A 13534-nucleotide genomic window follows, 5' to 3' on the forward strand; every position below is an offset into this window, starting at 1 on the left:
CATTATACTATACTAGAAAGCTAATATTCGGGTTTTGCTGCATTAAAAAATGGATAACCCTTCTATCTCATATTACAAGGGACGGTTCTTTTGTGTTGTTCGAACAACACAAAAGAACCGTCCCTCTGTGTGCTCCTGTGCTGCCGTGTGCTGCTGCGTTCTTGCCTTGTGCTGCTTACTGTTTACAGTTCCGACCAATTAGCAGGATAGGTCACATAGAAGAATTCAGCATATTCCGGTGCAGAAAATTCTATTGTGCTTCCCATTGGGATAAAAATGCAATCCCCCTTGGAACCGGCTAGCTTTTTACCATTAACTATTATCTCTAACGTTCCTTCAATTACATAGTCCATTTCATCGTAATTTAATGTCCATTGAAAGCGCGAGTGACACATCTTCATGTATCCCGCTGCAAGTCTTGGACTTTCTTTAGTGTCAAACAAGTCTTTAATGTACACTTCATCATTCGGTTTTCCTGTGTCGAATTTGTCAAATTCACCCAATCTGTCTTTATGTACCACTGTAATCCCGCTAGTGTCTGTTTCCTTGAAATTAAAGCAGCCTAACTGTAATTCACTTGCCACTTTCCTTACAATTTCCTCTATAAGTTCTTTATTCAACTCCATAAATACAAGTCTCCCTTCGCAAATTAATTTTTATATTTTCTCGTTCTACAAAGTTTAATAACGGTGATAAGTTTAACATGATCTAAAATCACAAGAGACCACCTTTTTGCATATAAAAACGCAAGAATAGGTGGCCTCTTTGCCATATTAGGACAGCTTCGTCCTTTGCTAACTATTTTTTTCAGTCTATCACAGTTGAAATTAAAAGTCAATTTAATCTTTACATAATTGTAGTTATTCTATGATAATACTGTTATTGTCTAGATTTCTATGTAAGCGTATTTTACTCTTGAGAAATCAAGAAACAGCTTGCTGCCCAAGATAATTTGTAAATGTATAGGAGCTCGAAAATAAGTTACTCACCACATGAAGTGTCTTTTAGAATTTCAAGAAGCTCAAGAGGCTTTTCTATCAACGCATCGGCGCCGTTTTCCAAAAGTTCATCAGCTTCCCTAAAGCCCCAAAGAGCCCCAACTGCATACATGCCGGCAGATTTTGCGGTTTTCATATCAACTCCGCTGTCGCCTACATATACGAATTTTTCAGGAGCAATATTTAAAAGTTTTGCTATTTCAAGGGCTGCAGTTGGATCAGGTTTTCTTGGTATTCCTTCTCTTTCTCCAAACACTGCATCAAATTTCCATCGTCCTAACAATTTTTCCACTATTTGTATAGTAAACTCATGGGGCTTATTGGAAAGAACTGCCAATTTATATCTTAAAGCTGTAAGTTTATCCAATAGTTCAGGAATACCATCATAAGGCCGCGTGGTATCTGCCCACCTTTTACCGTATTCTTCCTGCATTAGCTGCTGACAGTATTTTATAAAAGACTCTTCTCTTTTTTCCGGTGGAAGAGCTTTTTGGGCTAAGTTGTACATCCCCTTACCTACAAGATATTTATATTCTTCAACTTCATGGACAGGCAGTCCTTGGCTTTTCAGCACATGATTCATAGAATTTGCCAAATCTTCTAAAGTATTAAGGAGTGTACCATCTAAATCAAAAATAATTGCTTTATATTTCATGTATCGCACCTCTTGTTTAGTTCTATTTTACAACATAATTTTAGTATATAGTAACATAATACAGCAATTAGTCCGCGCTCACAAGGTACAATGAAAAATCGGCCTAAGGCAGATATTTGCTTTCCTTAGACCGGTTTTTAGTTTTCTTCATAAAATTTGATTAAATTCAATCTTTTCTCCGTTTACTCCTTCAATAGCAAAAAACTTAACCCCGTTTTCAAAAAACGGAAGATAATTGATTTCTTTGTCAAGCATTTTAAAACCTGTAGATTTGCAGTATTCAAAGGATGATTGTATATTGTCTGAATTTAGAGCGATATGGTCTATTGCTCCTGTTTTTTCTGTGGCATTTTCGCTGCTATACAGCTCTATAAGGAGGCTGTTTAACTCCATAAACACTGCGATATCAGATTTAAAGCATACTTTAAAGCCGAGTTTTTTATAAAAGCCGACCGAGGAGTCAATTGACTTTGTGGGTATTCCTATATGCTGAAGGCCTGTGATATGACTGAAAATCATTTTTTCATCCATTTTTACTGATTTGAAACCATTTTCTTGTATTCTTCTACAATCTTTACGCCACTGCTAGTACCGATTCTATTGGCTCCAGCCTCTATAAAGGCCAATACCGACTGTATATCTCTTATTCCTCCGGCTGCCTTAATCTTGATTTCGTCTTTAACGCAGGCTTTCATCAACTTAACGTCTTCAAGAGTAGCGCCGCCGGTGCCAAAGCCTGTAGAAGTTTTTATAAATGTCGGCTTTACTTTTAAAGCAACTTCACAAAGTTTTTTCTTTTCATCATCAGTCAGATAGCAATTTTCAAAGATTACCTTTGAAACTATTTTTCTCTCGTTGCAGGCTTCTACGATTCTTTGCATTTCTTCTTCGACATACTTCCAATTGTCGTTTTTTATCTCTAAAATGTTGACTACATAATCAACTTCGCCTGCGCCTTTTTCGATAGCATCTATAGTTTCAAAGACCTTCGTTTCGATAGTAGACTGTCCCAGGGGAAATCCAACGGCAGCATCGCACAAAACGCCGCTTCCTTCTAATGTCTTTTTGCAAAACGGAATTGCCGCATTGTTTATAGCAACTGTTTTGAAGCTGTATTTCATAGCATCTTGGCAAAGCTGAAACAAATCCTTGTTTGAAATATTAGGTTTTAGCAATGTATGATCGATCATGCTTGCCAATTCATTTACTGTTAAGTTCATATTAATGTCCCTTTCTATATTTTGCTTAATTCCTCATATATATCCAATAAAGCATAATAGCTTTTATCGAATACTTTTTTAACTTTTTCATATTCGCCATGGTTTGCCATATTAGGCATTATTTCTTCTTTTATCCTGATGAATTTATTAACTTCGCTAAAATCTTCTAATAGGCCGCTTCCAACACCGGCCGCAACTGCCGCGCCTATGGATGTAGCTTCTTCAAGATAATTAAGTTTACACACTTTTACGCCATATATATCTGCCAGTAAGTGCAGTATAACATCGCTTTGGGCCAGTCCTCCAATAACATTGATATCACAAATATTTGACTTTGCTTGGAAGATTCCTTGCAAAATAGTTTAAGTATTTTTCATAATAACATCTTCTATTACCTCTGCCACGTTTTCACATGCATCACAGCATTTTTCAAGATAATGATATGTATTATCCCATCCTACTATTTCTTTGCAACTTACATCGCTGAGGTACAGAGCTCTTATCGCTTTAGTATAGAGGGCGTCTCCTTCTTCTTCCAGTTCATTTATTCTGACGATTAGCTCATGCAGTTTCTTAGATTTTCTAAAATTCGGAAACTCTTCAAAAGCAGATCTTAGTAAATCGCAGCACTTTATGATAATCTGCGTCATGTCTTGAGCATATTCTGTAATTTCTTGGATATTATACATATAAAGTCTCAACAACACATCTTCTATAGTATCTGTAACTGTGTCAATATAGTCTGCAAGTGTTACAATATCTTCCCTTTCAATTGGGGTTATAAATTCCTTTAATAAGTTCTGCATCATTTCATGTCTTGCGCCATCTGCCGTATGTTCTATGGCATGCATCTCCTTAATTTTATTGTCTAGTTCTTTTGTATTATAGTCCGTCACAATTTTATGTAGTAATTCAGCAGCTTGGCACGAGTAGTCAACAAGCTTTTGAAAGGTCTCATAATAATAATTATCTTTTCTCATACTATTGCCTTCCTTATCTTTTATTTTAGAAAATATTTATGAATATCAAGGCTAGTATATAGCTAATAAGACCGCATCCCGGAAAAGTTAGTACCCAGGCGCGCACCATTTCTTTGACAACTCCCCAGTTAACCGACGACATTCTTTCTTCGGCTCCTACGCCTATTATGGCAGTAGTTTTTGTATGTGTTGTACTTACGGGAAGTCCAAATACGGAAGCTACTAAAAGGCAAAACACTCCTGCAAGATCTGCGGAAAATCCTTGATATAGTTCGAATTTTACCATTTCCATTCCTACGGACTTGATTATACGCATGCCTCCGATAGATGTGCCTAAAGCCATTACAATGGAACACAGGGCTATAAGCCATATAGGAATAACAAATTCGGTAGTATAAGCCTGGCCGCGCGCAAGAAATACACCTAGCATGAATACACTCATAAATTTTTGGCCATCTTGAGCGCCATGCATAAATGCCATACCGGCAGCACTTACAATTTGAGCATATCTAAACAAATTATAAGTTTTCCTGCGGTCAACTCTTCTAAAAATAACTTCTATTAATTTGACAGTTACCCACCCGGAAAAAAAACCCAAAAACATCGAAAGAGCTAAACCGTATATAACTTTGACCCATTCATGAGGGTTAATACCGCTTATTCCTCCTTGTAAAGCTATTGCTGCACCGCTGATTCCTGCTATCAATGCATGGCTTTCACTAGTCGGTATACCAAACCAGGATGCTGTTGTAGCCCATATAACAATTGCAAACAGGGCCGCGCACAAAGCGATTAAAGCTTCATGAGCATCTCCTCTAAAATCTACCATATTGTATATCGTTTCAGCAACTTTTGCATTTACCATTGTCATAAATAATGCCCCAAAAAAATTAAAAATTGCAGCCATGATAATAGCAGACTGAGGTTTCATGGATCTAGTTGATATGCAAGTAGCTATAGCATTCGGAGCATCTGTCCATCCATTAACTAAGATGGTTCCCAACGTTAACAACACAGTAATGGCTAATGGAAAATTCGAGGTTAGCTCTGATAAAAATTCTCCTAAAGTAATAGTCATAGTCACACGTCTTTCTGTAAAGTATTGTTTTAATTTATTACAGCCAATTTAAATTAATGCTTATTACTACTTATTCCTTCAAGTTTTAAAAGCTTTTTCTTTATCTCCAATCCACCTCCAAAACCGGTAAGTGACCCATCTTTGCCAATAACCCGGTGGCAGGGAACAACTATCGACACAGGATTTGCGCCAATAGCGCCTCCTACTGCTCTAGTTGCTTTAGGACGGCCTATTTCCGCTGCTACTTGAGAATAGGTCTTAGTTGTTCCGTAAGGTATATTAAGCAAAGCCTCCCATACCGAAATTTGAAAATCTGTACCTTTAAGATCCAGTGGAATATCGAAAACGCGCCGCTGGCCTTTAAAATATTCTTCAATTTGGGCTTTGTAAGGTTCTATTTTTCTCTGGTTATAAATTAATGTGCTTTTGGAAAAATATTTTGTGGTCCATTCTTCTAATATTTTAAACTGCTTATTAGGCCACAATATATAGCACAGACCTTTTTCGCTGACTGCTAAATGCATCTTAACATCATCCCAAAGGAAAAATCCCCAGTATACGACCGGTTCTATTCTAAATTCCTCCCTCTGTAAAATCTAATTCCCTTAAATCAGTTTTACAATATGATAGACTTTTTTACCTTTTCGAAGCAATAAAGTTTTATCTGAATCGAAATCTTTCATGGTAATTTTTAAACCTATATCATCAACCCTGCTCTCTCCTATATAAATACCTCCCTGCTGAATCAACCTTCTCCCTTCGCTTTTTGACGAAACAAGGCCGGTAAGTAGTAAAAGCTCTGTTATATCCATGCCTTCTGCAAATTTTTGAGAATCTATTTCTGTATAAGGAACTGCTGATGTATCGGTCCCGTCTTTAAAAAGAGCCCTAGCCGCTTCTTGTGCTTTTTCTGCTTCTTCTTTCCCATGGATCATGCTCGTTATCTCAAAAGCCAAAACTTCCTTTGCTTTGTTTATTTCTGCGCCCTCTAAGGAGCTTAGGCGCTTAATTTCTTCCATTGGGAGGAATGTCAAAAGTTTAAGGCATTTCTCCACATCCCTATCATCTACATTTCGCCAATACTGGTAGAAATCATAAGGCGAAACCTTTTCAGGGTCAAGCCATAGGGCGCCTGCCTGAGTTTTGCCCATTTTTATGCCTTCGCTTGTTGTAAGAAGTGTAAAGGTCATCCCATAAGCAGAACCACCCTCCACCCTACGAATAAGATCTGCTCCGCTGATAATATTAGACCACTGATCATTTCCGCCCATTTGCAGCTTGCACCCATAATTTCTATATAAATAGAGAAAATCATAGGACTGCATAACCATATAATTAAATTCCAAAAACGTCAGTCCGCTCTCCAGTCTCTGCTTGTAACACTCAGCTGCAAGCATTCTGTTCACCGAAAAGTGGCTGCCGATTTCCCGTAAAAAATCTATATATTTAAGCTCAAGCAGCCAATCTGCATTGTTCAGCATATAAGCCTTGTTATCAGAAAAATCCAAAAGTCTTTTAAACTGCTCTTTAAATCTGCTTGCATTATAATCTATTTGCTCTCTTGTAAGCATTTTCCTCATATCGGTTCTCCCTGATGGATCTCCCACCATAGCAGTGCCCCCTCCCAGCAAAGCTATAGGGGTATGTCCGGCCCTTTGCATATGAGCCATTGCCATCATCGGGAGCAGGTGACCTACATGTAAGCTGTCGGCAGTAGGATCAAAACCTACATAAAAAACTACTTTCTCACGCTCCAAAAGTTCGCGAATTTCTTCTTCATGTGTCGCTTGCTCAATAAATCCTCTCTCTTTTAAAATATCGTATGCATTTTCCATGTTGCAATTTTCCTCCTAATTTTGTCTAATTAAAAAGCTTCCAAGTCTTTTAAGGACGAGGAAGCTCGCGGTACCACCTTAATTCGCATTCAGCCGTAACTGTAAATGCCTCATTATCTGCAGCGTAGCTAAAAAAACTCCTGAGTGTAATTTGCTTGTTTTGGCACGCACCCTTCCACCGTCCGGATTGCTCTCTTGAAACTGTGACCTAAAACTGCTACTTTGCTCATTCATCGCTAAAATATTAATTTGTATCATCATATTAACACACTTGTCTATGTATTTGCAAGCACCGGATTTCACAATAACTTTAAATTTGGTATCCGTGCTGCTGGCTTTTACACAGGCCGTAATAGAAGCCTTTCTTTTCTATTAGCTGCTCATGAGTGCCCCTTTCCACTATTCTTCCCTCATTAATTACAACTATTTCATCAGCATCGCGAATAGTGCTGAGTCTATGAGCGATTACAAAACTCGTGCGTCCTTCCATAAGAATTTTCATAGCTTTTTGAATTTTGATTTCAGTTCTTGTATCTACGTTACTTGTGGCTTCATCTAATATTAAAATTGTGGGATTAGCAAGAGCGGCCCGCGCAATAGCTAACATTTGTCTTTGTCCTTGGCTTAGATTTCCACCATCCCTTGATAAGAGAGTATTATATCCTTGAGGTAAATGAGATATAAAGGAATGTGCGCCTGCAATCTGGGCAGCCTTTATTACTTCTTCATCTGTGGCATCTAAGCGGCCATAACGAATATTTTCCATTACTGTATCTGAAAATAAATGCGTATCTTGTAATACCATGCTGGAAGCCTTTCGGATATTGTCCTTTTTTACTTGCCTAATGTTGTAGTTGTCTACGCAAATTTTTCCAGAATCCGGATCATAAAATCTCATCAGCAAGTTAACCACAGTAGTTTTGCCTGCTCCGGTAGGGCCAACAAGTGCAACAGTTTGTCCCGGCAGAGCTTGTATTGTTATATTTTTTAGGACAGGTTTATCTTTTTCATATCCAAATGTTATATCATCGAAAACTACATTTCCTTCCCAGTTTTCAGGGGCGTATATTTCTAGGGGATCGTCTGTCTCTGATGATTCATCCATTATTTCAAAAACTCGTTCTGCGCCGGCCACAGCAGATTGTATCATATTAAATTGATCTGCTATCTCGTTTAGGGGGCGATTAAGCTGTTTTGAGTAGTTTAAAAGACTTGCGATATTCCCAACACTTACTATACCCCTTAAAGCAAGCCACCCTCCAAAACCTGCCACTGTTGCAAAACTTAAGTTTCCCATGGTATTCATTAAAGGCGGAACTATTCCTGACAAAATTTGGGCTCGTACAGCGGCTGATCTGTAGCGTTTATTAATTTCTCTAAAGCTTTCAATCACATTTTGTTCACGGCCAAAGGCCTTTATAACCTTTTGGCCGGTTACTGTCTCTTCGATGTAACCATTTAAGTCACCTAAGGCTTCCTGCTGCAATTCAAATTGTTGATGGGTAAAAGCGGCTATTTTTCTTGTTAGTAAAAATCCAACAGGTGCAATTATCAAATTTAGAAATGTAAGAAGCGGGCTTATCCAAAACATCATAAAAAGAGAGCCTGCAACCATAAGTATGCTTGAGAATATCTGAATAATGCTTTGGTTTAAAATTTGGTTTATATTATCTATATCATTAGTAGACCTGCTCATTATTTCGCCGCGGGATCTGGTGTCAAAAAAGCGTATAGGAAGTGTCTGTATTTTAGCAAATAGATCTCTTCTTAAATCCCTTACAGTGTTTTGGGCAACTGACGCCATTATATATGTTTGCACGGCAGTTGTCAGGGTCCCTAATAAATATGCACCAATTAGCAAAAACACTGTGACTTTAAGACTTGCAAAATCCACTTTTTCTTTTCCTAAGTTCATTGCATCAATGCCTCGACCTAAAAGATACGGCGATGCAAGGTTTAACGCCGAGCTTGCAAGCACCATCAAAAAAACTGTAATTAGCCCTAGTTTTTGGCGGCCAAGGTAGGACCATAGCCTTTGTAATGTTTTTCTAGAATCTTTAATTGTAGAATCGCCAGTTGACGTGTACCGCCGATGGCGGCGTCCGGGGCTGCCGAAACCGCCTTGTCGCACCATTTATATCGCCCCCTCGGCTGTACCCTCTATAAGCTTGTCCATTTGAGAATGATAAATTTCTTGATAAATGGCGCATGACTCTATTAACTCAGAATGCGTCCCTCTTCCAATAATCTGGCCCTCTTCCATGACTAATATGTCATCAGCTGATATGGCCGAACTTATCCTGGAGGTTATGATAAAACATGTTTTGTCTTTCATCCATTCTTTTAAAGCTTTTTGTATTCGAGCCTCTGTTGTAACATCGACGGCGCTTGTGCTGTCGTCCAGTATAAGGATGGCAGGTTTTCTAAGCAGGGCTCGAGCAATTGTAAGACGCTGTTTTTGGCCACCGGACAGATTTACTCCTCTTTGTCCTAAAACGGTATTGTAATTTTCGGGAAAACTCATTATAAAATCATGGGCCTGGGCAGCTTTTGCTGCCGCTATTACTTCTTCTTCCGTAGCATCTTCTTTTCCCCATTTAATATTCTCTATTATTGTTCCTGAAAAAAGCAGGGGGTTTTGAGGAACGATGCCTATAGCGCTGCGCAATACTTTAAGATTTCTCTCTCTAACATCTATATCATCTACCAATACGCTGCCGCTTGTAACATCGTAAAAGCGTGGAATAAGATTTACAAGAGTTGTTTTGCCTGAGCCGGTAGTGCCAATTATTGCAATCGTTTGGCCGGGAAGAGCTGTAAAATTTATATCTTTAAGAACCGGCTCTTGTTTTTCGCTGTATGAAAAATAAACATCTTTAAATTCAACTTTTCCTTTTTCTACAGGGGAATCGCAGGAACCGCTTACAATTTCTGGAGTTGTAGAAAGTATTTCTATGACACGGTCTGCCGATACTTTCGCTCTTGAGAAGAAAATCAGCATAAAGCCCACTCTAAGCAGCGAAAAAAGTATTTGTGTCAGGTAGTTTATAAAAGCTATAACTTCCCCTGTCTGCATTGTTCCAATATTTACATTCATTCCGCCAAACCACAAAGCAGCCGCAATACACATATTCATCACGAGAAACATCAGCGGCATTGTAAGGCCAACCATCCTAGATGCCATTATATTTAGTCTTGTCAAATTATCATTTGCTTTATTAAATTTTTGCTTTTCATATTCTCCCCTTACAAAGGCTTTGACAACTCTGATTCCGGCTAGATTTTCCTGCAAAATCGTATTTACCTTGTCAAGGGCTTGCTGTACTTTAGTAAAAAACGGCATAGCTTTTTTTATCAGCAGGTACCCTAGAATCAGCAATATCGGCAGGCAAACTATAAGTATTAGAGCAAGTCTTGCATTTATTCTAACTGCCATAATAAAACTGCCTACCAGCAGCAGTGGAGTTCTCACCATCATTCGCATCATTACAAGAACTGCAGTCTGAAGCTGAACCACATCGTTTGTAAGTCTGGTTATAAGTGAACCTGTAGTAAATTCGTCAATATTTTTAAACGAAAAATTCTCCACTCTTCGATATAGATCTTCTCTCAAATCCGCTCCAAAGCTTTGAGATACTATGCCTGCAAAAAAAGAACAACCTATGCCGCCGGCTATGCCAATAATCGCTATTAACACCATATGTAAACCGGTTTTAATGACAAAATCCAAATTTCCTGTTTTTATGCCTTCGTCCACTATTTGAGACATAAGGTTTGGCTGCATTAAATCACATGCAACCTCAACAAACATCGCAAACGGTCCTAGAATCGCTAATTTCCAGTAAGGCTTTATATACACTAGAAGTTTTTTCATTTTTAAGCACCTTCGAATCTAGCCAATACCTGATTATATCTATTTATTGCCCTGATCTTTTTGAGATTGTTTTTCTTCAAGTTGTCTCTTCAAGTTGTCTATAATTTCTTCGTAATCCCTTATTAATCTATCCTGTTTCTTTATCTTCTGACCCATTTTAAAGCTTCTTACAAGGCCTACTACCATTATAATAAGCGCTCCCAGCATTGCGGAACCTATTATAACCAAAGCCTGAGATGTGGCAAATTCTCCAAGAAGCGGAAACCGAATAACTACCTGGGCAGAATTCCAGAGAGCAAAAATTGCTACAAGAAACGCAAAAATTAAACCGCTTATCAAGTAAAACTGCAATTTATTCGCCTCCTATAAGATTTTATTTGCTTATTGCAAACATAAGTTCTCCACAAGCTGCTATTTCACCATCTACTGTTGCTTTTGCTGAACCTTTTCCAACGGAACCTTTTATTTTTGTAAGTTCCACCTCTAATCTTAACTGATCGCCAGGCTTTACTTGGCGTTTGAATCTCATTTTGTCGATTCCTGCAAAAAGCGCTACTTTCCCCTTGTTTTCCTCAAGGCTTAAAATGGCACATGCTCCTACCTGAGCAAGGGCTTCCACAATGAGAACTCCCGGCATTACAGCTTTTTGCGGAAAATGGCCTTGAAAAAATTCTTCATTTGCCGATACATTTTTAATTCCCACAGCTCTTTTTCCTGCTTCTAACTCTAATATCCCGTCTATCAGCAAGAATGGATATCTGTGGGGTATAATCTTTTTTACTTCATCAATATCCAGCATCTCTATCATCCTTTCAAACAAATTACACAATACTATCAAGGACGAACCCTAAAGTTCGTCCTTTTGTTTAAAAATGTTATATCAATTATTCGTATTTTGAAAGCTGAGCATATAATTGTTCTGCAAGACCTATTCCTCCGCTTTTAGCGATTTCTTCGCTTAAAGCGCTATCGTGCATAGATTGGACAATATCAAAAGCTATTCCCTTCTTGAACATGCCCCCATCAGGCACTGTATCTCGCATTGATTTTAGCAGGTAGTTTAAAAATATAGACTCAAACTGTTGGCAAACTTCTTTAAGGTCCTCATCATCACTTTTTTTATCTTTTAACTTATCAATGTTTGAAACAAAGGATTCAGCTTCAGGATTCAGTGTGTTAATCGGTAATATGTCCACTTTGTACTACTCCTCTATCTCTTTAGATTATTTGCTTGGCTGAGCATCTCGTCAGATGCTTGAACAGCTTTTGTATTTACTTCATAGGCTCTCTGGGCAATGATGAGATTTACCATTTCTTCTACTACTTGAACATTCGACATTTCTAAAAAGCCTTGAGCAAGGGTACCATAACCTGCATCTGTCGGATCTTCTTTAGGTATATAATCACCTGAAGCCGCTGTTGCCTCATAAAGATTATCTCCAATAGCCAGAAGGCCTTCAGGGTTTAAGAATTTTACAATGCCTATCTGGCCCAGCTCTTCTATTGTCCCATCTTCGTTTTGGCCTGTTATAAGACCATCTGACGAGATAGTAACGTCAGTGTATTCTTCCGGAATTGTTATGTAGTCCTCATCAGGGCCTAAAACATAATAGCCTTCTGATGTTACCAGATTTCGATCAGTGCCGTCTAATGAAAGCTTAAAGGAGCCATCTCTAGTAAAAGCCAACTTCTCATCAGGCTTTTCCACCATAAAAAACCCTTGACCTTCTATCGCCACATCAAAGGTATTGCCTGTAGGTTGAATATTGCCTTCACTAAAGTCCCTTCCCGTCGCCGACGGTTTTACTCCAAGGCCTACCTGAAGTCCCACCGGCGTCCCTAAACCTTGCTGGTATACATCCGGCTGTTTTAATGTCTCATACATTAAGTCTTTAAACTCGGCACGGCTTTTTTTAAATCCGGCGGTATTTACATTAGCCAGATTATTTGATGTAACATCCATATTGAGCTGTTGTGCCTGCATTCCAGAACTTGCGCTCCAAAGTGCGCGCATCATAGGCTGTCCCTCCTTAATAAATCTCACTGCTTCAGTCGGTCGGCAGTGGAGGGCCTCTGAATATTCAGTCCGGCCCTAAAAGATAAAGATTATATTGCAGCTATATCATTTACTGCCTTTCCTAAAAGTTCATCATGTGTAGTTATTACCTTTTGACTGGCTTCATAGGCCCTTGAAGTAGTAATTAAGTCAACCATCTCTGAAATAGTATTAACATTTGAGCTTTCCAGGGCTCCTTGAATTACTTCAGCAACAGATGCTATGTCTTGAGCGTTTGCCATATACAAATTGTCTCCCTGTTTTTCAAGGTTTCCCTTATCTTCAAAATCTACTATTTGAAGTCTGTCTACTATCTCACCATCTGCAAATATTTCTCCCTGGCGGTTTATGATAATATCGCTTTCGCCATTTAGCTCAATGAGCCCGTTTTGGCCTAAAACATAATAGCCTTCTTTTGTTATAAGAAAATTGTTCGTATCTGTAGTAAAGCTGCCGTCTCTGGTATATCTTATACCTTCAGGAGTCTGGACACTAAAGAACCCTTCACCGCTTAATGCTATATCCAGCGGATTTGATGTAGTTTTTATGGGACCTTGAGAAAAATCTGTGCTTACTTCGTCTGTTATAGCGCCTGTGCCCATAGAACCGATAAAAGGTCTTGGGTCAACCAACCTATTTATGCCGGATCTTATCGGATCGTTTATCCGATGAATATCCATTTCTGGAAACGCCTTAAAAACCGCCCTGTCTTTCTTAAAACCTGTAGTGCTTGCATTGGCAAGATTGTTTGATATAACATCTGTTTTATTCATTTCAGAAATCATTCCTGAAGCCCCTGTATAAAGACCTCGTATCAAAAAACCACCTCCCCTCATTT

The 13534-nt window shown here is 38.6% G+C and carries 16 protein-coding genes; all 16 read right to left on the reverse strand.

Features of this window, described 5'->3' with window-relative positions; genetic code table 11:
* Positions 1-182 precede the first annotated feature (182 nt).
* The gene (locus BUE08_RS06440; RefSeq protein WP_281796974.1) at positions 183-626 is read right to left on the reverse strand and encodes a EutQ-related cupin domain-containing protein; all 444 of its coding nucleotides are present in this window, start codon (positions 624-626) and stop codon (positions 183-185) included.
* Positions 627-981: 355 nt separating this feature from the next.
* Complete coding sequence (locus BUE08_RS06445; RefSeq protein ID WP_286680615.1) at positions 982-1653, reverse strand: HAD family hydrolase; 672 nt, start codon at positions 1651-1653, stop codon at positions 982-984.
* Between the two features lie 147 nt (positions 1654-1800).
* Entirely contained in the window at positions 1801-2172 is a 372-nt protein-coding gene (locus BUE08_RS06450) for a VOC family protein (RefSeq protein ID WP_286680616.1), read from the reverse strand.
* Between the two features lie 14 nt (positions 2173-2186).
* The gene (gene deoC / locus BUE08_RS06455) at positions 2187-2873 is read right to left on the reverse strand and encodes a deoxyribose-phosphate aldolase (protein WP_213950641.1); all 687 of its coding nucleotides are present in this window, start codon (positions 2871-2873) and stop codon (positions 2187-2189) included.
* A 14-nt stretch (positions 2874-2887) separates the two neighbouring features.
* Positions 2888-3229: an FGGY-family carbohydrate kinase gene (locus BUE08_RS06460; RefSeq protein WP_281796965.1), complete on the reverse strand. Its 342-nt coding sequence runs from the start codon at positions 3227-3229 to the stop codon at positions 2888-2890.
* A 6-nt stretch (positions 3230-3235) separates the two neighbouring features.
* Positions 3236-3853, reverse strand: coding sequence for a DUF47 domain-containing protein (locus BUE08_RS06465; protein WP_059031147.1), 618 nt, complete (start codon positions 3851-3853; stop codon positions 3236-3238).
* Positions 3854-3878: 25 nt separating this feature from the next.
* Entirely contained in the window at positions 3879-4931 is a 1053-nt protein-coding gene (locus BUE08_RS06470; RefSeq protein ID WP_059031145.1) for an inorganic phosphate transporter, read from the reverse strand.
* A gap of 53 nt (positions 4932-4984) precedes the next feature.
* Positions 4985-5527, reverse strand: coding sequence for a methylated-DNA--[protein]-cysteine S-methyltransferase (locus tag BUE08_RS06475; RefSeq protein ID WP_353682099.1), 543 nt, complete (start codon positions 5525-5527; stop codon positions 4985-4987).
* 9 nt (positions 5528-5536) lie between these two features.
* Positions 5537-6766, reverse strand: a complete 1230-nt coding sequence (tyrS, locus tag BUE08_RS06480; RefSeq protein ID WP_059031141.1) for a tyrosine--tRNA ligase — start codon at positions 6764-6766, stop codon at positions 5537-5539.
* A 310-nt stretch (positions 6767-7076) separates the two neighbouring features.
* Positions 7077-8900, reverse strand: a complete 1824-nt coding sequence (locus BUE08_RS06485; protein WP_286680617.1) for an ABC transporter ATP-binding protein — start codon at positions 8898-8900, stop codon at positions 7077-7079.
* The gene (locus BUE08_RS06490; protein ID WP_281743708.1) at positions 8901-10640 is read right to left on the reverse strand and encodes an ABC transporter ATP-binding protein; all 1740 of its coding nucleotides are present in this window, start codon (positions 10638-10640) and stop codon (positions 8901-8903) included. It lies immediately after the preceding gene.
* A 39-nt stretch (positions 10641-10679) separates the two neighbouring features.
* Positions 10680-10991, reverse strand: a complete 312-nt coding sequence (locus BUE08_RS06495) for a LapA family protein (RefSeq protein ID WP_059031138.1) — start codon at positions 10989-10991, stop codon at positions 10680-10682.
* A gap of 22 nt (positions 10992-11013) precedes the next feature.
* Complete coding sequence (fabZ, locus tag BUE08_RS06500; protein WP_059031135.1) at positions 11014-11439, reverse strand: 3-hydroxyacyl-ACP dehydratase FabZ; 426 nt, start codon at positions 11437-11439, stop codon at positions 11014-11016.
* Between the two features lie 85 nt (positions 11440-11524).
* Positions 11525-11836, reverse strand: coding sequence for a rod-binding protein (locus tag BUE08_RS06505; RefSeq protein WP_238142601.1), 312 nt, complete (start codon positions 11834-11836; stop codon positions 11525-11527).
* Between the two features lie 14 nt (positions 11837-11850).
* On the reverse strand, positions 11851-12657 hold the full coding sequence (flgG, locus tag BUE08_RS06510; RefSeq protein WP_059031133.1) for a flagellar basal-body rod protein FlgG: 807 nt from the start codon (positions 12655-12657) through the stop codon (positions 11851-11853).
* Between the two features lie 89 nt (positions 12658-12746).
* The gene (gene flgF / locus BUE08_RS06515) at positions 12747-13514 is read right to left on the reverse strand and encodes a flagellar basal-body rod protein FlgF (protein WP_059031132.1); all 768 of its coding nucleotides are present in this window, start codon (positions 13512-13514) and stop codon (positions 12747-12749) included.
* Positions 13515-13534 lie beyond the last annotated feature (20 nt).

It is taken from the genome of Tepidanaerobacter sp. EBM-49, from assembly GCF_001896645.1.
Classification (GTDB): Bacteria; Bacillota; Thermosediminibacteria; order Thermosediminibacterales; family Tepidanaerobacteraceae; genus Tepidanaerobacter; species Tepidanaerobacter syntrophicus.